20 protein-coding genes are annotated in these 20,668 nt (G+C 43.9%); 7 read left to right on the plus strand and 13 right to left on the minus strand.

Annotated elements, in window-relative coordinates; translation table 11 throughout:
• Positions 1-218: 218 nt before the first annotated feature.
• From xerA to Q8M62_RS18025, 4 genes are all read right to left on the minus strand, one after another.
• Positions 219-1,331 (minus strand): site-specific tyrosine recombinase/integron integrase, encoded by a 1,113-nt coding sequence (gene xerA / locus Q8M62_RS18010; RefSeq protein ID WP_304901169.1) that lies wholly within the window; start codon positions 1,329-1,331, stop codon positions 219-221.
• A gap of 214 nt (positions 1,332-1,545) precedes the next feature.
• Positions 1,546-3,471, minus strand: a complete 1,926-nt coding sequence (locus Q8M62_RS18015; protein ID WP_304901170.1) for a c-type cytochrome — start codon at positions 3,469-3,471, stop codon at positions 1,546-1,548.
• A 21-nt stretch (positions 3,472-3,492) separates the two neighbouring features.
• Positions 3,493-5,277 carry a DUF1080 domain-containing protein gene (locus tag Q8M62_RS18020; RefSeq protein WP_304901171.1) on the minus strand — a complete coding sequence of 595 codons (1,785 nt, stop codon included), beginning with the start codon at positions 5,275-5,277 and terminating at the stop codon, positions 3,493-3,495.
• Between the two features lie 222 nt (positions 5,278-5,499).
• Entirely contained in the window at positions 5,500-5,988 is a 489-nt protein-coding gene (locus Q8M62_RS18025) for a GNAT family N-acetyltransferase (protein WP_304901172.1), read from the minus strand.
• Positions 5,989-6,107: 119 nt separating this feature from the next.
• Between Q8M62_RS18025 and Q8M62_RS18030 the strand changes: the two genes are divergently transcribed.
• Complete coding sequence (locus Q8M62_RS18030) at positions 6,108-7,031, plus strand: DMT family transporter (RefSeq protein ID WP_304901173.1); 924 nt, start codon at positions 6,108-6,110, stop codon at positions 7,029-7,031.
• Position 7,032: 1 nt separating this feature from the next.
• Here Q8M62_RS18030 and Q8M62_RS18035 read toward each other — a convergent pair whose 3' ends face one another.
• The 3 genes from Q8M62_RS18035 to Q8M62_RS18045 form a co-directional block, all read right to left on the minus strand.
• Entirely contained in the window at positions 7,033-8,004 is a 972-nt protein-coding gene (locus Q8M62_RS18035; protein ID WP_304901174.1) for a metallophosphoesterase, read from the minus strand.
• 34 nt (positions 8,005-8,038) lie between these two features.
• Entirely contained in the window at positions 8,039-8,455 is a 417-nt protein-coding gene (locus tag Q8M62_RS18040; protein ID WP_304901175.1) for a response regulator, read from the minus strand.
• Positions 8,456-8,542: 87 nt separating this feature from the next.
• Positions 8,543-9,244, minus strand: a complete 702-nt coding sequence (locus Q8M62_RS18045; RefSeq protein WP_304901176.1) for a LytTR family DNA-binding domain-containing protein — start codon at positions 9,242-9,244, stop codon at positions 8,543-8,545.
• Positions 9,245-9,475: 231 nt separating this feature from the next.
• On the opposite strand from Q8M62_RS18045, the gene Q8M62_RS18050 reads away from it, so the two are divergent.
• On the plus strand, positions 9,476-10,597 hold the full coding sequence (locus Q8M62_RS18050) for a PAS domain-containing sensor histidine kinase (protein WP_304901177.1): 1,122 nt from the start codon (positions 9,476-9,478) through the stop codon (positions 10,595-10,597).
• Between the two features lie 8 nt (positions 10,598-10,605).
• On the opposite strand, the gene Q8M62_RS18055 is transcribed toward Q8M62_RS18050, so the two are convergent.
• The 4 genes from Q8M62_RS18055 to Q8M62_RS18070 form a co-directional block, all read right to left on the minus strand.
• On the minus strand, positions 10,606-11,208 hold the full coding sequence (locus Q8M62_RS18055; RefSeq protein ID WP_304901178.1) for a hypothetical protein: 603 nt from the start codon (positions 11,206-11,208) through the stop codon (positions 10,606-10,608).
• A 113-nt stretch (positions 11,209-11,321) separates the two neighbouring features.
• Positions 11,322-13,064, minus strand: a complete 1,743-nt coding sequence (locus Q8M62_RS18060) for an ABC transporter ATP-binding protein (RefSeq protein WP_304901179.1) — start codon at positions 13,062-13,064, stop codon at positions 11,322-11,324.
• A 429-nt stretch (positions 13,065-13,493) separates the two neighbouring features.
• Positions 13,494-13,892: a DUF1573 domain-containing protein gene (locus Q8M62_RS18065; protein ID WP_304901180.1), complete on the minus strand. Its 399-nt coding sequence runs from the start codon at positions 13,890-13,892 to the stop codon at positions 13,494-13,496.
• A 151-nt stretch (positions 13,893-14,043) separates the two neighbouring features.
• Positions 14,044-15,492, minus strand: a complete 1,449-nt coding sequence (locus Q8M62_RS18070) for an ATP-dependent RecD-like DNA helicase (RefSeq protein WP_304901181.1) — start codon at positions 15,490-15,492, stop codon at positions 14,044-14,046.
• A 14-nt stretch (positions 15,493-15,506) separates the two neighbouring features.
• On the opposite strand from Q8M62_RS18070, the gene Q8M62_RS18075 reads away from it, so the two are divergent.
• Genes Q8M62_RS18075 through coaD form a run of 4 tightly spaced genes read left to right on the plus strand, consistent with a single transcriptional unit; the run spans position 15,507 to position 17,939 of the window.
• Positions 15,507-16,016, plus strand: coding sequence for an NUDIX domain-containing protein (locus Q8M62_RS18075; protein ID WP_304901182.1), 510 nt, complete (start codon positions 15,507-15,509; stop codon positions 16,014-16,016).
• A gap of 49 nt (positions 16,017-16,065) precedes the next feature.
• Positions 16,066-16,650, plus strand: coding sequence for a hypothetical protein (locus Q8M62_RS18080; protein WP_304901183.1), 585 nt, complete (start codon positions 16,066-16,068; stop codon positions 16,648-16,650).
• Positions 16,651-16,662: 12 nt separating this feature from the next.
• On the plus strand, positions 16,663-17,481 hold the full coding sequence (locus Q8M62_RS18085; protein WP_304901184.1) for a DUF3822 family protein: 819 nt from the start codon (positions 16,663-16,665) through the stop codon (positions 17,479-17,481).
• A 2-nt stretch (positions 17,482-17,483) separates the two neighbouring features.
• Positions 17,484-17,939: a pantetheine-phosphate adenylyltransferase gene (coaD, locus tag Q8M62_RS18090; RefSeq protein ID WP_092734231.1), complete on the plus strand. Its 456-nt coding sequence runs from the start codon at positions 17,484-17,486 to the stop codon at positions 17,937-17,939.
• Here the strand turns inward: coaD and Q8M62_RS18095 are convergent.
• A complete protein-coding gene (locus tag Q8M62_RS18095) occupies positions 17,936-18,613 on the minus strand; it encodes an NUDIX hydrolase (RefSeq protein WP_304901185.1) in 678 nt (225 codons plus the stop codon). The genes coaD and Q8M62_RS18095 overlap by 4 nt on opposite strands.
• Positions 18,614-18,709: 96 nt before the next feature.
• On the opposite strand from Q8M62_RS18095, the gene pyrE reads away from it, so the two are divergent.
• On the plus strand, positions 18,710-19,354 hold the full coding sequence (gene pyrE, locus Q8M62_RS18100) for an orotate phosphoribosyltransferase (RefSeq protein ID WP_304901310.1): 645 nt from the start codon (positions 18,710-18,712) through the stop codon (positions 19,352-19,354).
• 119 nt (positions 19,355-19,473) lie between these two features.
• On the opposite strand, the gene Q8M62_RS18105 is transcribed toward pyrE, so the two are convergent.
• A complete protein-coding gene (locus Q8M62_RS18105; RefSeq protein ID WP_304901186.1) occupies positions 19,474-20,664 on the minus strand; it encodes a hypothetical protein in 1,191 nt (396 codons plus the stop codon).
• Positions 20,665-20,668: the final 4 nt, after the last annotated feature.

Raw genomic sequence — 20,668 nt, forward strand, 5'->3', positions numbered from 1 at the left:
ATACGCTGTCTGAGGCTTTTTTTTCCATGATTGATTAAGATTTAGAATGAAACATGGAATAAAAATAAGCTTTATGCCTCAAAATGAGAACAATACGTCCTGCTTTGAAATGGACTGCCGACGCAGTCGGTTTAGTTCAACTTGTTTATTTGTGCACCTTTGGTATTTTTATTGACCAATTATGGCTGCATAGATGCACCTTTTTGCTATGTTATTTTCTAAAGATCATCAAATGGACTTTTGATCTTTTGAAGACTCTTTTGACTGACGTGGGTGTAGATTTCAGTTGTTTTACTCGAATTATGTCCCAATAATTCCTGAATAAACCGAAGGTCAGTACCACTTTCTAAAAGATGCGTGGCGTATGAATGTCTTAACCAATGAAGTGTTACCGGCTTCCTTATTTTTGCTTTTACTAATGCCGATTTGAGTACCTTTTGAATACTTCCTTCGCTGTATTTCTCCCCCAATTTTTCTCCCTCAAACAAATACTCTTTTGGATAATCGTATTTATAGTATTCCCGCAGCAATTCCAGTATTTTTTCACTGATCGGAACGACTCGATCCTTGGCTCCTTTGCCTCGGTGAATTCTTACTGTTCCCCGTTTGGAATCGATATCATTAATTTTCAGGTTTAACAATTCACTCCTTCTAAGCCCACAGGCATAAATCAGGCTCAGCATGGCGCGATGCTTGATATTTTGGTGGGCTTGTAAGATGGCTTTCACTTCTTCTTTGCTTAGTACATGTGGCAGAATCCTCGGTTGCTTCGGTCGTTCGATCAGTGCTGGTTCCAGTTTTCGATTTAGCCGGTTTGAAAAAAAGAGTTTGACTGCATTGATCACCCCCGACTGAAACGATGCCGAGTATTTATTACTAATGATATAATCTTTATTGAATAGTTCCAAGTCCTCATTGGTAATTAGTTCGGGATTTTTGTTTCCCATAAATCTGAAAAACAATCCAATTCCCTGACTGTAGTTTTTTATAGTGGATTCGGAATACCGCAGATTGCGCATCCAGTCTGAAAATTTTCCGATTTCTCCGACTAGCTTTTCGGATAGTTCCGGTAGCGAAATTGGCGCAGGTTTAAGTTCCACTTTTACCCGTTTGAATTCCGTATAGTCCAGCCAGGCTTTTCCCCTGAATAGTGGAAGTAATTGACTGATCAGTTCATCTGAATAGGGAATTGCCCATGCTCTTAAGTCCGGCTGCCATGCTGACCCGGGAATTGTCCTCACCAGATCGATCAGTTGCTGGTCAAACGGAAATTCCAACAAAGCGACAGGCTTCATTTTAATTTCAGCGTTCCTGATAAAAATCGTTTTCATGGTCTGAAAAAGTTTAAGGATGAATTTAAAAAAACCTTTTCTAAATGCAATTCTTGCTTTGCATTCCTCTATTGACCTTAGAAAACAGCAAATTCTAACCCTTCAAATTGAAATAAGGCGCTCTTGATCTATTCCATGAATATTCAGGACCGATTCTATGAGGTCCACCTTCCCCACAAAAAAAACCGAAGCGATCACTCCGGTTTTTTTCTTTTCACTTCAATGAATTAATCCATCTTGCAATCTTCAGGGCTTCCTCCCGCGGTACCTGAGGCATCGGGGCCATCGGTGTCGCATAATCCGGCCAGTTTTCCGGCTTGGGATTGTAGATCAGCTCCACGATTTTCTCGGGAGTATAGTTCCGCTTGGCCACATCCACATAGGCAGGACCCACCTGCTTCTTGTCTTTCTGATGACAGGCCGTGCAGGTGTTTTTGGTCAGCAGGGCCTTGATTTCAGTTTCGGTGGGAATGGCCGGAGCAGCAGGTTTGGCTGGCGTGGCGGCTGCTTTTGGTGGGGCAGGTGACTTTGCCGCAGGAGCTGCTGCCACTACAGGCTTGGGCTTGATCAGCATTTTATCTCCGGAAGGGATCTCATTCAAGGTGTAGTACGCATCGGAATGCACCAATTCATGGGAATTAACGGCTTCGCGAATGCCCAATAGGCTGATGCGGTGGACGTGATACTGCTGTGGATCACTGATGGCTACCCGCACTTTTCTCCCGTCTTCGGAAACCTCCACACCCAAGATCTCATGCTCCCTGGCCTTCACAGGCGGACTTCCATAGACCGGAAAATACTTATAGGTAAAGCTCGAAATCATATAGGAAGTCAAATCCTCCGCTGACTTCTTATCCACCGGCTTGGTAAACTCAATCTCAAAACCATCCGGCTTCGCTTTCACTGTACGCATTTCAAACGGCGCCTCCCGATTCCAAACCAAGCGCTGCAAGCCTTCATTGGCATCACCGGCCGAACCCCAACCCCGGTTGGTTTCGCCCACAAAAAGTGATTGATCCTCTGCAAATACCATCCGCAAAACTCCGGACTGGAAACCGCTTCTGAAGTCAATCGAAGCGCCCTGATAGACGCCGTTTACTTTCTCCAGCATGATCCGCATGATCTTACTTTGGCCCTGATCCCCGACCAGAATCTGCCCTCCAAAAGGCCCCCAATAGCCCTCAGGAATCACAATCGGCTCGGAATTGGAAATGCCGTGGATCCCGTGAGGCAGCCACACCGCGGGAAGCTTGATGGAAGGAAGAAGTTTCTTGGCTTCAGCCAAGGTGATAAAGGAGGTATTTACCTCGTTTTCAGGCTTGATAAAGCGACCGTTGGCATCCTTATTTTTCATCGGATCGACTACTGCATTAAACTGGGCCGCAGTCATCTTCACCGGGGAATTGGGCAATTCTGACCAGCTGAGTCCGGCAGGATGACCGGAAAAGTCCCCCTTTTCCAAATGCCACAATCCGCCCGAACCCATGTAGTCGCCCTGGTTTTCGGTGTAGAACACTTCTCCGTTCAGGACTCCCGGACCTGCGGGAGAGCGCATGCCGGTGGCATAGGGTTCTATTTTTCCGTCAGGATAGATCTTCAGGGTCCATCCTCTGTAGGGAACACGACTCTCCCCTCTCCACCATTCCTGATCGCCAAAGGCGACATTGGTCGTGACGATAAATGCACCATCAGGGGTGATTTTGGGTCCAAAGCTGTACTCATGGTAGTGGGCGGATAGTGGCCAGCTTGCGACTGTCTCATACCAATCCGCTTTGCCATCAGAATTCAGATCGGTCAGCCGGGTCAATTCCCCCCGCTGCACCATGTAGAGCGATCCCTCGTGGTAAGCCAGTCCGAGGATTTCGTGCAGGCCCGAGGCAAACTTCCGGAAATAGGGCCGCTGGGAAGTGGGATTGTCCACGATAAATACATCCCCCCTACGGGTAGATACGCCCAAACTTCCGTTTGGAAGCATGGCCAGTCCGCCGACTTCCAATAAGGTTCCTTCCGGTGCGGGCACTTTGAGGATTTTGAAAAAATCCTCTTCTTTGGGTGACTCCTGAGCAATCAAAGAAAGGCTCATTCCCAGTGCGATCGCACTCAGCGTCAATGATTTCAACTTATAATTCAACCGAAACATATCTTTTCTTTCTTATAAAAATTAAAACAGGAGACTATAATTCAAGGCCGAGGTGATGGGTAAAAAGATCCCCTCTGCACCCACTTGAGGTTTTTGCCCGGAGACTTTCATCTGGAGAAAAAGTCCGGAGTCCTCGATCCAGTACAAGGTGTCAGAAACAGGAGTAAGAATTTTTCCTGGTGCCACACGGATCATCATCGGTGCGGAATTTCCCGAAAGCGACACGCTGCGATCAATTCCCTTTCCGTCAGCTTTCACCTGAATCTGATCTTTCAACTCCATTCCATCAGCGGATTTAGAGGAAAAACTCACCCCACCATCTCCCAAAACCTGATAGCCTTTGGCCTGCCATTCCTTGGAAACCGGGCTAAAATCAGGGTTATGAAGCAATGGGGTATTCAGACTCAAATCGGTAACCGCTCCCAAGGGTCTAGAAACTCCGTTTCCGCGGTCATTCCACATCGGAGTCGCATCGAGGAATCCCCCTCTCCAGACCCGGAGTAGCTGATTGGTATTCAGATCATAGGAGAAATGCGAACCCGACTTGGAGGAAACCGATATGCCGTGCGAAACTTTCTGCCTGTTGGGCAACTCGATAAAGGAGCGAAGAACGGGAGTCTCGCGGGTGTCCACCAGGATCGGATCGCTCGCCCAAAAATCCATTCCGGCAGGTTCGCTGTAGGTCTTTTGCCACATCGCGTCTGAATTTGCGGTCAGGTAAAATCCCTGTGCTGTCCAGTCAGTGGGCTTGGAAACCCAAATCACAAAGGGAACTTCTCCCGGCTGAAGTGCTTTTGCAGCGAGGATCATTCCCTGCCTCAGCTGCATGGGCTCTGAAGCATCCCCAATCTGAATGGCGCCCAGTCCATTGCTTGGCACGGCCATTCGGAAGGTGTAATTTCCGGCTTTTTGCACGGAGATCGTCCCATCAAATTTGCTCAGTGAGGAAGTGGTCAGTCCTGCGACAAACTCATCAAAACTCGCGATTTTTCCTGAAGAGGAAGCTTTCAGGGTACTTTCATTAGGTAATTCAGTATAAGAGCCAGGGAAGACTTGATAGGAAATCGACTTAAATTCAGGCGCAGGCCTGTCAAATGGCTTTACTTCCAGAGACTTGATGGCTATCGGCCCGTGATCTCCCTGGATCCGAATCGGCCCTTCTGCCACTTCTCCTCCTGCCATAGCTCCTCTTGTCGGTCCAAAAAGCTCCACATCCTCGTGGATTGTCACCCCATTCAAGGTAGCAGACACGATCCGTGCATTTTCTATTTTGTCTCCTGACGGGGAAAATCTCGGTGCTTTGAATTGCACGTTCAAAGTCTGCCAAACTCCAGGAGCCTTGCTGGCATTTTGACGAGGAGCATAGCCTTGATAGCCCTTTTGCCCATCGGGCTTGCTTTCGTCCCAACGCTCATAAATACCGCCGTTGTCTCCGGCTTTGACTTCTGCTTTGGACCAGCTGTCGAGCAGTTGGATTTCGTATTGCCCCTGCAGGTACAGGCCGGAGTTGGAGCCGGGAGCCATCATGTAAACCAGGGTCACTTCGGCATCTCCGAATTTTTCCCTGGAGACGATGTCAGTTCCGGGTTTTTTCTTATCTGGGGCGTTGAGGAGGATGCTTCCTTTTCCTTCAGAAAGCAGTACCTGATTGGGTTGAAGCGGATCTGCCCATACTTTGGTTACTTCAGACCAACTTCCCCTGTTGTTTTCAAAGGAAGAAAGCTGAAGCTTGGTTTGAGCTTGAACAGACAGGACCGAAAAAATCAGGGCCACACCCATCCAAACGGGTTTTTGGTTTGAGAGCATAAAGATTTAAGAATTAGGAATTGAAAGTGGAAATTAACTCCGAATGATCAGAGCTACAAAGGAAACCGCATATTCAATGCACAATTTTCAAATTCAATGATCAAGTTAAAAGGATAGAACCATGTGTTATTTTTTTACCCGAACACCATTTATTGAACATTGATAATTGCGCCTTACCTTTTGGTTCTTGCCTCTTGTCTCTTTCCCTGGTGTCTTGTCCTTTCAAAGCTTCCGATACATGACCAAGACACTGCTCAGGCCTGTTTTTGGATGGGAAAACGCCTCCGGAATCTCTCCGACGAGCTCAAACCCGAGCTTTTGCCATAGCCTGACTGCCGCTACATTGCTTTTCAGTACATAGTTAAACTGCATAGCATGGAAGCCCATTCGCTTAGCTTCCAAAAAGGAAAATTCGGCCATGGCTTTACCGATTCCTCTGCCGGCAACTAGTGGAGATACCATATAGCCGGCATTCACGACATGGGATCCCCGATCCGCTTGATTGGCTTTGAGGTAAAATGTCCCGACCAGCTCCCCATTCTCTTCAGCCACATACGTTACCTTGTCGGCATCCATCCAGTATCCCAGCATTTTCTCCCGGGAGGAATCAGGATAAAAAACATACGTACTCCCCTCCCGGATGATCGGTTCGATGATTTCCCAAAGCGATTCCGAATCTGAGGGAGAGGCAAGTCTAAAATTCAAGGTCATATAAAGGTGCTTTACTCCAACTCTTGGGGGGAATGATAAAAGTTGATTTTCCCCATAGCGAAACTGAAATCTAAAAATAGCCAATATCTTCGCAAATCGATTGACCGCCTCCACCCACCATGTCCATACCTACCAAATATCAGAAAATTCCCGGCTTGATCATGGCTATCGGATCAGCCATATTTTGGGGGATTTCGGGGACCTGTGCGCAGTTTCTTTTTGAGCAGAAAGGCTTCGATCCCGGGTGGTTGGTCTGCTGGAGAATGCTGCTGGCCGGATTTATTTTGGTGCTGTTTTCCATGAGCAAAAAAGATCCCGACACCTTCCGGATCTGGAAAAAGCCGATGGACGTGATCAAGTTGCTCCTGTTTAGCATTTTGGGAATGGTAGCGGTCCAATACACGTATTTTTACAGCATTTCCCTTTCCAATGCGGCCACAGCCACGATTTTGCAATACACAGGACCCTTATTTGTCGTCGCATTTTATGCCATCAAGCACAGACGCTGGCCGATTTTTGTGGAATATGCATCATTAGCCCTGGCCTTGGTCGGGATCTTCCTGTTGGTGACGCATGGTTCATTTGACACTTTGGTGATTTCCGAAGCCGCATTATTTTGGGGATTTTTGTCAGCTGTTGCTTTGGCATTTTACACCATTCAGCCTGTAGGCTTACTCCGCACTTATTCACCGGCCACCATCACCGGCTGGGGAATGCTCGTTGGAGGAATTGCATTTTCCCCCTTTACTCAGCCTTGGGAAATGCAGGGAATTTGGGATATGGAAGCCACTTTGGCTTTTGCATACATTATTCTTTTTGGAAGCGTACTTGCCTTTTACTTTTTCCTGAAATCTGTCACGATCATCGGAGCAACCACCGCAAGCTTACTCTGCAGTGTCGAGCCTTTGGCTGCCGCCGGAGTGGCTGTGGTTTGGCTGGGGATCTACTTTGGACCGATGGATTGGCTGGGTACGCTGTTCATTCTGCTGACGATTGTATTGCTCACTTTGGGGACAAAAAACAAAAAGCCCAAACCCGCCTAGCTCAATCGATCTTTCGATTACTGATTTTTGGATTTACAAAGCGCTGCTGTTCCGCTTCATTCAGGATCGAATACCCCAATTCCAATGGGGATGGGCCTATCCATTTTGATTTTCGGCCTTGAACGGAAATTTTTCCAAGCTTGGGATCAATAGTCAACAAGGCGAAAAGCGGATCCAAATAAGGGCAAGTAAACTTGAGCGAAGGATTAGTTTGATGAATCTCTGCAGAAAGACTTTCGTGCGCCAATTTCTCCCCCACCCAATAATAGGAGGCGGAATTGATGTGCACATAATTCACTCCCCCAAGCAAAACGTGCTGATCCACATGGGCGTGTCCGTTGATGGCGAGCAGGATCTTTGAAGCAAATCGGCTCAGGATTTCCTGGATTTCAAGTGCGTTGTCGATGGTGTAAATTCCGGCGATAGGCTGGTGAGAAACAATCAATACCGGCTTATCGGCCATTTCCAGCTCCTGCAGTAGCCAAGCTTGCTGGCTTGGGCCGATGTAAGAATCGTATCCACCCTGTTTATTTAAAGAGCCCGGATCATTTCCGTCCAATACAATCATTTTGATGGACTCAAGGTCTACCGCATAGTAAAGTGCCGGCATCCCATAAGCTTTTACCACCTCTTCTTTGGAAAATCCCTCATCCATATCATGGTTTCCAATCACATGGAATGAGCTGGGATTTGCAGAATTGAATCTGAGGATGAGTTGGGAATTTTCGGATTTTGGAATTGCGAAATCACCCATTTGAATCAGCGCATTGGGTTTTTCTTTTTGCATCTCCATCAAAAAGGCTTGCAGTCTCAATTCTCCGTCGTGGATTATATCTGCATGCAGATCGGAAATAAGCCCCAATTTTATTTTTTTCCGTCCCGAAAAAAGACCCAAGACTGGCTCAGGAATAGCCATGCTGAATACTGAAAGCGCGCTTGTCTTTAAAAAATCTCTTCTTGAAGGTAGTCCCATCAGTGGAATGGTGTGAAAAGACAAAAGCCTAAAATCAATCTGCCAAAGTCCCGCAGAACCTATCAAATACCTGAATAAACTCCACGTATTGATGTGCTTCAGAAGGCTTTACAATGTAACAGCTCGCCTGCTCTTGGTAGCTAGTCAATATATCATCTTGAATAGAAGAGGTCGTGAGCATAATCACCGGGATATCTCGAGTGGAAGGATTTGCCTTGATTTCCTGCAGCACCTGATGTCCGGTTTTGAGTGGTAAATTGATATCCAGCAAGACCAAGTCGGGACGGATACTAGTTTGAAAATCACCTCTTTGGAACAAAAAGTCAACACCCTCTTTTCCATTATTAATGACCTCAATGTCTACCACAAATTTACTTTCTTTGAGCGCTTCTGATGTCAAAAGCACATCCCCCGGGTTATCCTCAATCATCAACACTTTAAACTTCTTCATAGCTTCCAATTTTATCCGATTAATGATTTCAAGGATTATAAAATGCTTTATTTACCCATAATTAAGTATTTTATCACAAAGCTAGCATTACACATTCAATTTTTCAATTAATTCCTTGTACAATCCCCGACGGATTGGAATACTCGTTTCTCCCAAGTTTACCTTTTTGGCATTGAATGATGCGATGTAAGCCGTATTGACCAAGAAGGACTTGTGCACTCTGAGAAATTGCGCTGGGGGTAATTTTTCTTCGAAGCCTTTTAAAATATCCCGCACGATGTAGGATTTCGCTTTGGTATACACCTTGGTATAGAGTCCGTCGGCCTTTAAGTACACAATCTCCGAATGCGGGACGGGCACGAGGTATCCCTTATCCATGATTTTAAGCGAACCTTTTGGCTTTTTTTCTTTTCCCGATTTTTCCTCATGACGCTTCAATCCAAAGAAAACAGCTGTTTTTAGGCTGTCCAGGGTAAATGGCTTCAGTAAATATCCCTCATGGATTTCTGAAGATATCCGCTCCAAATATTCCGTCCCTGAATAGGCAGTACTGAATACAATCGGGAGATTATACTTTTCACGAATCTTGTAGGCCAAATCTATCCCATCCAAATCTCCATGGATCAAAATATCCATCAATACGAGGTCCACTTCATGTTCTTCCAAAAAGTCTAGCGCACTTTTAGCATTGTCTACTATTGCAGCTACTTTATAATCCAAATTGGAAAGAATCTCACTGATGTTGTGGGCAAGTTCTTCTTCGTCTTCGACAATCAGTATTTTTTTCATGCTCCAATTTAAAGAACTTGTCCCAAGAATTTCAGGTTTGAAGAGCGAATGATTTACAAATGCAATCAAGGTGCAGACAAAAGTAAACGTACGGTACTACCCTAATTTTGGAAACAAACTCAAGCAACCTAATTTCGAATCGATAGCCAAGGCTGGGCTGTTAAATTACCTCCGAAATCGTTGTAATTTGTCGTATTATCTTTCTTTCTTAATCATTCATACGCCCATATTTTGAATACCTCTTCCAAAAATTCAATAAAGAAAATCATATCCTCCGGAATCACTGAGGAAGAGATCCTTCAGTTGTTTGTTGAAAACTCTGAGGATATTTTGATTTTGACAGATTCCGAAATGGTCTTGGAATATGTTTCTCAGTCGCTGGAAAGTATGCTTGAAATTGAAGTTTCAGATTTTATCGGAAAAAAAATCAACAGCGTAATGGAAAATTTCCCTTCCCTGCCGCTGATGAAACCCAATCAGAAAATGGTGATTCCTTTGATCACCTCAATTACCAAACAAAAATATCTGATTGAATTTCAGTTTAAACCGATCTACACCGCAGCGGGTACTATTCAGGCAATTTTTGCCATCGGAAAAGATGTCACAGACCGTGAACTATCACTGAAGAAATTTAAAGACACAGCATTTAAAGAGAAGGAATTGAATCAACTCAAGTCCAGGTTTGTATCCATGGCTTCGCATGAGTTCAGAACACCGCTTGCCACGATTCTCAGCAGTACCATGCTGATAGAAATTCTTTTGCAGAAAGACTTTGGCCCAGAGATTAAGGAAAGAATTCAAAATCACCTTAAAAAAATAATAGCACAGACCAACCGCCTGACAAACATCACCAGCGACGTACTCCTATTGGAAAAAAGTATCCAAATCGACAGTAAAATCCTGCGAAAAAAAATCCAAATTTCCAGTTTTCTTAAGGAAGTAGTGGACGTTATCAATCATGAAAATCTTGATCGGCGAAGAGTTAACTATTCTGGGCCGGAAGTGGATAAAATCATTCAGTCAGACCCAAGTCTATTGACCCATATTTTCAGAAACCTTATTTTGAATGCGCTGAAATACTCCGAGAATGCATTAGAACCGGAGGTTCACTTGGTATTCCGTGGAAATTACTTTGAAGTTACCATCAAGGATTATGGTATGGGAATTCCAAAAGAAGACCACGAGCATATTTTTGGATCATTCTATAGGGCAAAAAATGTAGGAAATATCAAGGGGACGGGCTTGGGATTAAATATTGTCAAGGAATTGACAAAAAAATTAAATGGGGAAATCTGGTTTGCCAGTAAAGTAGGAATGGGATCGACGTTTTATGTTTCATTCCCAGTCAAATAGTAAAGGACTTACTTTTTAACCCGGGATTCGGGGGGAAGATCCTCATCCACTCGTGCCCCTGAAGCTATTTCACAATCCCGCCCGATTCTGACACCATGGGAAATCGTTACTTCTTTTCCGATTTTACCTTCATCCTCCAAAAAACTGTAGCCACCAAAATTTACAGCTTGATCCAAATAGCAATAGTTGCTGATGACAGATTCATGTCCAATCGAACAATTTTCCCCGATCAGATTGAAGTTTCCAATCATGGTCCCAAAATTAATGAGACTGCCTTCCAATATCAGATTCCCTTTTCCAAAAATACAATCCCGGGAAATCCATGAATCACTGGAAAACAAGTTGGGGAAATCTATGGAGGGGTGATAAAGCAACCTCCGCACGATTTCGATTTTTTCGGACGGGCTCTCAACAGCCAATACCAGAGCGATTTTTTCATGGGCCAACACAGCCTCTATCGACCCCAACACAGGATGCCCTGCAAACTCTTTTCCATGTAACTTGGGATTATCGTCAACAAATCCAAGCAATTCATGCCGGAGTCGAAATTGTGAAAAGTTATTTGCTATGTATTCGCCCAATTTATTTGCTCCCGCAATAATCAGATTCATATATGGATCATATGTTAAAAATCATTACACCAAAATGTAGTTATATCTTGTTGAAATACAAAATAAAGTTTGGGGATTTCTGGAAGAATTAAAACAAATAAATAGAAGAAAGGCTAAATTCTTGCCTGATAGGTATAGAGTTGATAATATCTTCCCTTTGATTCGATGAGTTGGTCATGCATTCCCCGCTCCACGATTTTGCCCTGCTCAATAACTAAGATCTGATCTGCCTGCCGAATTGTACTTAATCGGTGCGCAATCACAAAGGTGGTTCTTCCTTTCATCAATTCTTTCAGACTTGCCTGGATCAGGGTTTCTGATTCCGTATCCAGATTGGAGGTAGCTTCATCCAAAATCAATATTCTTGGGTCTGCCAGGATTGCTCTTGCAATTGCTATCCGTTGCCTTTGCCCCCCCGAAAGCTTTACGCCACGCTCCCCGATCAGCGTATCCAATCCCTTCTCAAATCTGTCGGAAAACTCCTGTACATGCGCAGCCTTCACCGCTTTCTGGACTTCCTCCTCCGTGGCTTCAGGCCGTGGAAAGAGAATATTTTCCCGAATTGTCCCTTCAAAAAGAAAGTCATCCTGCAAAACAACCCCCAACTGAGAACGGAAGGAGTCTAAGGTGACAGATTGAAGATCATGACCATCAAGGAGGATTTGGCCCGAATCTGGATTTAAAAAAGTGGCCGCAAGACCCGCAATGGTTGTTTTGCCCGAGCCTGATGTCCCCACTAATGCAGTCACTGACCCAGCGGGAGCTTTGAAGTTGATTCCTTTTACTACTTCCTTTCCGGACTCATAGGCAAAAGAAACATCTCTAAATTCCACATCACCGACGATTTTATCCAATACTTGAGTTCGCTTGCGATCGTCTGCTTCCAGAGGTGTATTCATGATTTCCTCCGTCCGATCCAAACCGGCAAAAGCCTCTGTCAGCTGACTGCCGATATTGGACATTTGAACTATGGGGGCAATCATAAAGCCCAGGTAAAGGGTAAATGCCAGGAAATCCCCGAAAGTCATCTCCCCTTCCATAATCATGTAGCCTCCGATTCCCATGATGCCGGCAGAAGCCAAGCCCAAGAGGAGTGCCCCTGCAGAAGTCACAAAACTTGTTGCTGTGAGACTTGCCTTTACATTTTGGAATAGCTCATCTACGCCTCTTTCAAACGTTTTTATCTCTTGGGCTTCTGCATTGAATCCTTTGATCACCCGGATTCCTCCAAGCGTTTCGGTGAGTCTGCCGGTGACCTGCGCATTGATTTTTCCCCGTTCTCTGAAGATCGGACGGATTTTCCCGAAAGCTTTCAGGGACACCAATCCAAAAACAACCACCGGAAGCAGCACATAAAGTGTCATCATCGGACTGATATTAATCAAGAGAAAGAGCGAAATCACTGCCGTGAGAACCCCTCCCACCATTTGGGCAAATCCCGTCCCAACCAGATTTCTTACCCCCTCTACATCGGTCATGATCCGTGAGACCAACTCACCTGTTTTGGCATTGTCAAAGTATCGGATTGGAAGCTTGATAATATGCTTCTGTACCTGAGACCGAAGCTTGGCGATGAGGTGTTGAGCCTCTACACTCAGGATTTGCGTGAGGCTGTAGGAAGTGACTGACTGGATGATGATCGCCACAACCACGGCTATGATTAGCCACTTGAGCATATTCAGGTCATTGCTCGGAATTACGTCATCAATGAGGTATTTACTCGCCCCAGGCAGGACTAGACTCGCTAGTCGGCTGATGATTATCAGAAATAGCCCCAAAAATAAGTGCTTTCGTCTTGGCCAAATAATGGTCTTGAAGACCTGACCCATGGTGACTTTTGATTTTGTCTGATTCATGAAAAATAGGCAGTGGTGAGAGGTTGCTGAAGTCAATTTAAATAGAAGAAAACATGAAAGTCAAAAACAGTTCATTTTCTGCTTCTCTTCGCTCCAGTTTACCCCTAAAAAACTGACTATCATAGCAATCAAGTTATGCTTGTCTTTTATTGATATTTTCAGATTTCCAAAAAATATGATTCCTTCAACCTGTTGAACTGATTTCATCTGTATATAATTGTTTTTTAGCGGTCAGATAGCCTGTCCCGATCTTTCATCGGGAGAATGTCCTAATCCCCGATAGCCCTGATATCGGGGGGCATCCCCCTGTGTGTTGTCCGCTCATCATAGCATTTCAAATGCAACAAAAACGGTGAGGGCATTTAAACAGCTCGGGCAAAAAAAAACCTGCCCAATAGGACAGGTTCAATCGTTTTCAAATCGAGGGAATCAATTTGTCTTTGGCAGGACATTGGAGATTAGCGAAACTTTTTCAATCGGCTCGGAGGCATTGGAGTAGATTCTCACCACCGAATTTTGTTTTCCCATTTTTCCGGTAGAATTAAAAGAAACCTTGATTTCAGCTGATTTACCTGGAGCCACAGGCTCTTTTGGCCAGCTTGGGACAGTACATCCACAAGTAGCGGCCACATTGGAAATCACCAAAGGAGCTGTGCCTGAATTGGTCAGAACAAAGGTGTGTTCCACTTTGGCTCCTTGTACGATATCACCAAAATCAATGGAGGTTTCTTTGAAAGTAATCACCGGCCCGGAAGCTTGATCTTGTGCATTGGCATGAAATACAAGTGCAAATGCAAACAGTGTCAGTAGAAATCCTAGTTTTTTCATGATTGGTTATAAATATTGATTTTCAAATATTTCAATTTTTCTTTTCGTATCAAAGCAACGCAAAGCTGCATGATTTGATTCCAAATGTGAAAATAACATGCCAATATAAAAGTTCCTCCGCGTTAAATATTGTGAACAAATGCAAAAACCATTACTCAGGGGTCTTGCCCGCTGGTTTTACAAAAAATGTAGGCGAAAAATTCACTAAATACAACTCTTCTGTGGCTCTCGTAATGGCTGTGTAGAGCCATCTGACAAAATCCCGATCCACTTGCTCATCATTCAGATATCCCTGATCTACAAATACAGCTTTCCATTGCCCTCCTTGCGCCTTGTGACAGGTCAACGCGTAGGCAAACTTGATTTGCAAGGCATTCAAATAGGGGTCTTTCCGGATCAATTCCATCCGTTCCGTCTTATTGGCTACATCTGCATAATCTTGGGAAACCTGATCATAGAGGCTTCTGTATTGCTCTCTCGACAGTGAAGGACTGGGGGAGTAAAGTGTATCAAGAATGACTTTGGCTTCGAAAAAAGGTTCTTCGGGATAATCCAACAGTCTGAGCTCCAAAGTCGCAAATCTAAGTCCATACATCTCTTCAAAATTTCGGATCTTCATCACCTCAACCATATCCCCGTTTGCCAAAAAATTAACTTTTTCAGATTCGGCCATGTAGGTGTAGTTATTCTTCACAATCATGAGCAAATCACCTGAGTTGATCTCTTCTTCATAGAAATGTATGACCTGCCTGATGTAAAGATTGAATTGGACCGCAGACTTATTGGAGCGGGTCACGATAGTTGAGTTTTCAGTTCCATATTTACCATAGGCATACCGAAGTCCCTCTTCCAGTCTCTCTGAGGTCATTTTAAATATGTCCTGAAACGTACTTGTCTGAATTTTCACTTTCGGCTCATCGAGCAAAAGCTGATCTCTCAAGGCTGTGGCATTGAAAAGAATTCCGGATTCCAAGCGTTGCCGCATTACTTCGGAGAGTTCCAACTGATCAGCTTCCAATCGATAATGTCTAAGTAAATATCCTGCATCCAAAGCAGGACTGTATTCGCTCCCGACAGGCGGAAGTTGGGCAGTATCACCGATTAAGAGGAGTCGGTTGTCTTTTCCCGAAAAGACAAACTGAATCAAATCCCAAAGCAGATTTCCGGACATACCTCCATCATCTGCCAGCATGGAAGATTCATCCACAATAAATACGGTGTCTTTGTAATAGTTTTTTTGAAGGATAAATCCTCCTCCCATTGTGCCGGGGTCACCTTTTGGCTTATAAATGATCTTGTGGATGGTATATGCCGCGCGCCCCGAGTAATTGCTCATGACTTTGGCGGCTCTCCCTGTTGGAGCCAAAAGAAGAGACCGCAGCTCCATTTTTGGCAAGACTTTGACCAAGGCAGAGGTTAGCGAGGTCTTACCTGTGCCTGCATAGCCTTTGAGCACAAATACTGGTTTTTCCTCAGCTCTTTTCAAAAGAAAAAAATCCATCCGCTTAAAAAATTCGGCTTGCCCTAGCGTGGGCGCAAACGGAAAATATTTACCAAGCAGTACCGAAGGCTTAAACTCAGCCTGATTATCTTTACCCATAGTCACGAATGTAAATGCCAAAAGACGAAATCAGCAAAGAAATTGAAGCAAAGTTTGGAAACCAACTCCGCACGCGAGTCAACGGAATCCTCATTGAAAATGACAGACTCCTGATGGTCAAGCATCAGATGGGCAACGGCAGAATACTGTGGTCAGTTCCGGGTGGTGGGATGAACTTTGGTAGTACAGCCACCGAAAACCTCAAGCGGGAATACTTTGAAGAGACTCATCTTCATATAGCGGTAGGCAAATACTTATTCGTTCACGAGTACCTCCACCCTCCTCTTCATGCCATGGAACTTTTTTTTGAGGTAAAAAGGATAAACGGCAATGTGAAATTGGGAAAAGACCCCGAGCTTTCGATTAACAATCAAATTCTGCTCGAAATTTCCTGGAAATCCATCTCAGAAATAAATACCATCCCAAATGATTCCTTACATCAGGTCTTTTGGGGAATTAAATCACTTTCCGAGCTGGGATTATGGAAAGGATATTTTAATTTTGAAAATATTTCCATAAAATAGCACGTTAAACAAACCTCAACCTTAATCAGATTTCTAAATCTCTATCAAAATGAATCTTACAAAAATCCTCTCAGTAGTTTTCTTCATCATAGCTATGTTTTTTGGATACCTTCTTTGGAAGGGTGTGAACGACGTAGTGGAAGAAGAAAAAAGAATTGCTTTGCTGGAAGCCGTCACTATCGAAAAGCTCACCATGCTGCGTGATGCCCAACTAGCCTATCAGGCTTCAAACGGCAAATATGCAAGTTCTTGGGATTCGTTGAGAATGTTTATTGAAGGTGGAACAATCTGGTTGGTACAACGAACTGAAACCACAAAATTGTTGGACTACGGAGCAGAACAAATCACCGTTAAATTTGACACCCTGGGTTCTGTAGGCGTAATGGATTCGCTTTTCAACGCAAGAAAATACCCTGACTTCAATATTGATTTATTGCCTGTTGTTCCGGGTTCCGGAGGAAAGCAGTTTGAATTCTTCGCAGATAAAGTTGAAAAGACAGGCGGTTATTTGGTCAACGTCTTCGAAATCAGAGATCCATCACCGGTAAACCCTGCAAGAAGAGCTAACAACAACGAAAAAGCATTGAAAGTAGGTTCCAGAACTGACGCATCTACCGAGGGCAACTGGAAATAATCCCCTTGGATTTTGGAAAACAACCTTAAGGTCTATAAAAGTGATAAGTTTGATGTGGATGACATATCGGGCTTATCACTTTTTGTTTACCCCCGTTCACTCTTTATTTTTGCAAAAGATCAAAATCAGGCAAACATAGGTATCCATCATTATGATGAATTTTCATTACCTGATTTGGAAAGCCTTTTTAGTAGCGATCCTTTGTTGAGACAAGATGTACCGGTCAAATTTTACTTCCATCAGTCCGGATTCAGTTTAGTTCCGGGAGTACTTTTTCAGCCTGGAAAAGAAAAAGAGTACCTGAAATTTGCTCAGGAAGTACCTGAGGATGCCAAGTTTTTTTTCTCTCCTTTGGATAGTAACAATCTCCAGATCGTTAGTTTTATTTCCTCCAAACTCAAAAAAAATCTGGATGCCCGGTTTTCCGAAGTTACCCTGCATCATGGTGGCTGTACCTTTCTTTCCTATTTATTCAAAGAAAGGTTTAATCTTATAGGTCAGGAAATATTGGTGAACTATTTCAGATCACACATCTACCTTGCCTCATTTACTGATCAGGATTTGAGTCTGTTCAATATTTTTGAAATTTCGGGAAAGGATGATATTCTCAAGTATATCCTGATCGCCATGGACCAGCTCAAATACGATCGAAACCATGTCCGGGTAAGCATATTTGGAGCAACTGAACCGAGTGGAATTACCGAGGCCTGGGGAAAAAGCTATTTTCAAAATTTCAAATTGCAAAATCCGCATGCCAACCAAAATTATTCGCACGGTTTCAAACACCTCAAATCAGAAAACGTCCTAGAAACCTATTGGCAATACGACTAATAATGAAAAAAATAGCTGTTTTTCCCGGTTCATTTGATCCATTCACCATGGGGCATCACGATATTGTGTTGCGGAGTCTCAACCTTTTTGATGAAGTGATCATCGGTGTCGGGTATAATTCCACCAAGCAAAACCGGTACTTTGAGATAGATCTGATGGTTTCTAAAATCAAAGGTGTATACACGAATGAGCCTCGGGTCAAGGTGATTGTTTACAATGAATTGACCTCTACCCTGGCAAAAAATTACAGTGCCCAATTTTTGATCAGAGGACTCAGAAACACGACTGATTTTGAATACGAAAACACCATCAGTCAGATGAACCGCTACCTTAACCCGGAGTTGGAAACGGTCTTTTTGATCACTTCACCACAATATGCAGCCATCAGTTCCACCGTCATCAGGGAGGTTCACCGCTATGGTGGCGATGTCAGTGAATTTCTTCCTTTCCCGATTTAGATCTTAATGTGATTTTTGAGGTATTGTTTGAATAAGTATCTCATAGACGGATAGGAATTGATCAGGGCAGTTTTCGCATCAGGCTCAGATAACCATAAAATCTCTTCAATTCCTTCCTCCTCTTGTGGCTTCATGGCTGAATCATTGACCGAATCCATGGCAAACCAATAGGTCTTTTTCAAAATACTCTTCCTATTTTGGGTATAGGTGTGCCAGGTGTTACAGATATGCGGACCCAATTTTACCCTTACATTGGTTTCTTCCTCTACCTCGCGCTTGGCGCAATCACCGGGTGTCTCGCCTTTATCAAATTTTCCTTTCGGAAAATCCCATTTCCCCAATCGGAAAATCATCAGGACTTTATCCTTCTTGGAGACAATCCCCCCCGCGGCTTTGATGATCATGAAACGACTCTTGATAAAGTCCTTCATTGCCTTTTTGTCCTTGGTCACCAGCGTAATTGAATCCAATTCCTTCATTTTTCGAGTCCGGAGCAGGTATAGCAGGCGGATGATCGTGTCATGACTGGGTTCATGAAACAGGATATCTTCCTCCCAATTGATATCCGAGGGCAACTCCTCCAAATTTGAAAAAATAAAATCGTAGGACTTAGCAGGATCAAGTTCCTCATAACTGATCAACTCTACCGGCTTGTCATTGACAAAGATTTTCATAACTGATACTGGATAACAAACGTGTTGCGGTCAAAAATGCATAAAAAAATCAGGCAGTACAATCTTAAGGCAAATGAATCTGCTATTTTTGAGCCCATGGAAATTTTAGACCAAAGCATTGCCGCTGAAGTGGCAGACAAACTCCTCGAAATCCAAGCGATCCGCCTTCAACCTGAAAAACCTTTCACTTGGGCATCCGGCTGGAAATCACCTATCTATTGTGACAACAGACTTTCACTCTCTTTTCCTGAAGTCAGAAATCTGATTCGGGATCACTTGGTGAAGAGTGTCAGTCATTTTTTTCAGGAGGTAGAGGCCATAGCAGGAGTTGCTACCGCGGGGATTCCCCAGGGTGCTTTGATAGCCAATGAACTTGGACTCCCTTTTATTTATGTTCGATCCAAGCCTAAGGGACATGGAATGGAAAATATGATCGAGGGTAAGGTTACCCCGGGACAGAAAGTTGTCGTCGTCGAGGATTTGGTGTCTACAGGAGGAAGTTCGCTCAAGGCGGCAGAGGATCTCAAAAACGCAGGATTTGAAGTACTCGGTATGGTTGCTATATTCAGTTACGGATTTGATGTGGCAGCCAAAAACTTCGCGGATGCAGGCATCAAATTAGTCTGCCTGAGTCACTATGATGCACTGCTGCCAATGGCTGTGAAAAAGAAATACATTACCCCCGAAACGCTGCAATCACTCGAAGAGTGGCGAAAAGATCCGGGAGGGTGGAAACAGTAAAAATGATCGGTCAACTCTAAATTAGTTATCAAATTAAGCGAAATCGAAAAGTAGCTTTACTTGTAAACAAAAAGATTTCGACTCAGTCCGACAATGAAAAGCCGAGAATTTCGGCTTTTTTACTTTTCAAACAGGCCCAAGGTACCGCCTACCCAGTCCTTGTCTTTGTTGAATTTGACACCAATCATTTCTCCCCTGCTTAATCTGACCAAATTGCCCACAATCGTCGGACTTTCATCCTTTTCGGGCCAAAGACAGAGCATCCGGACTTCAACTTTCACGTTGCCATCGGGAGATTTGACTACAGGAGCGTAGTGTACTTTTTTCTGTAAAATATACAGGTCTTTGTCGGTGACAGCTTCCACGTCTTCTTTCTTGACATGGAAAATTACACCTGCTCCTGAAAAGGAAAAAAGTGGTTTAAGCACGTAATTTTCCAGGTCCTCGGGGATCGATTCCAAATCACTGAGTAAGGTAGTCTCGATGAAATATGGTCCCTGAAGGTATGGTAAAATAAATTTGGAAATGCGCGTGTACCAATTGGGATGCCCAGCCCACTCCACATCCAACTCCTCTTCAAAACTAAAATCAAGCTTTAAATCCTTTCTGAGATTCAGCTCGTCGAAAATCACCCGGTTGTAGATTCTTCTGATCCTGATTTTTTCACCTTCAGAATTTCTGTAGAAAAGTTGCTGCCCTTCTTTAATGACATCAGACACACAAACAATCGGAATTCCCAAGTCACGACGGGCGTAGTAAAAGTCTATTTTGGTGTTTTGATTTTCAGGCTCGATCTCCAACAAAACCACTTCATGCGGGGCAAAGCGGCCAAATACTACGTCTTTCAAAAGACTGAGATATACCGTGTCGTCCACTCCATCCGGATAAGGGGAGACACTGCTTAAAAACGGGTAATATTTCAGAATCTTCCGGTAAAGGTTAAACTGAAAATTGAAAATAGAAGGGAATCCCTGCACTTCGATCAGCTTGGGAATAATTTGACCCTCCGCTTCGCAAACCCCAAAATCAATTGCCAAAAATTGCGTGTGGGCATCCTCTCCGGGAACTGATGTATTCAACTCAACAGATCGTTGCGTCAAGGCTTTGAAATCGGGTCTTTTGATAAACTCGATCACCTGCTGACTCGCTTCGAAAATCTGATTCTTCAGACTTTTAGGAATGAAGAACGGAGTTTCTGCAATTCGAAATGTAGGCCTATAGTCGAAGTCAGAGGCGATGTCATCTAGAAATATCTGATATTTTTCCTGAGAAAAATTGGCATTGAATTGATTTCTGAGGGATTCAATCATGGAT

Origin of the sequence: Algoriphagus sp., assembly GCF_030694375.1 — a bacterium.
Classification (GTDB): Bacteria; Bacteroidota; Bacteroidia; order Cytophagales; family Cyclobacteriaceae; genus Algoriphagus.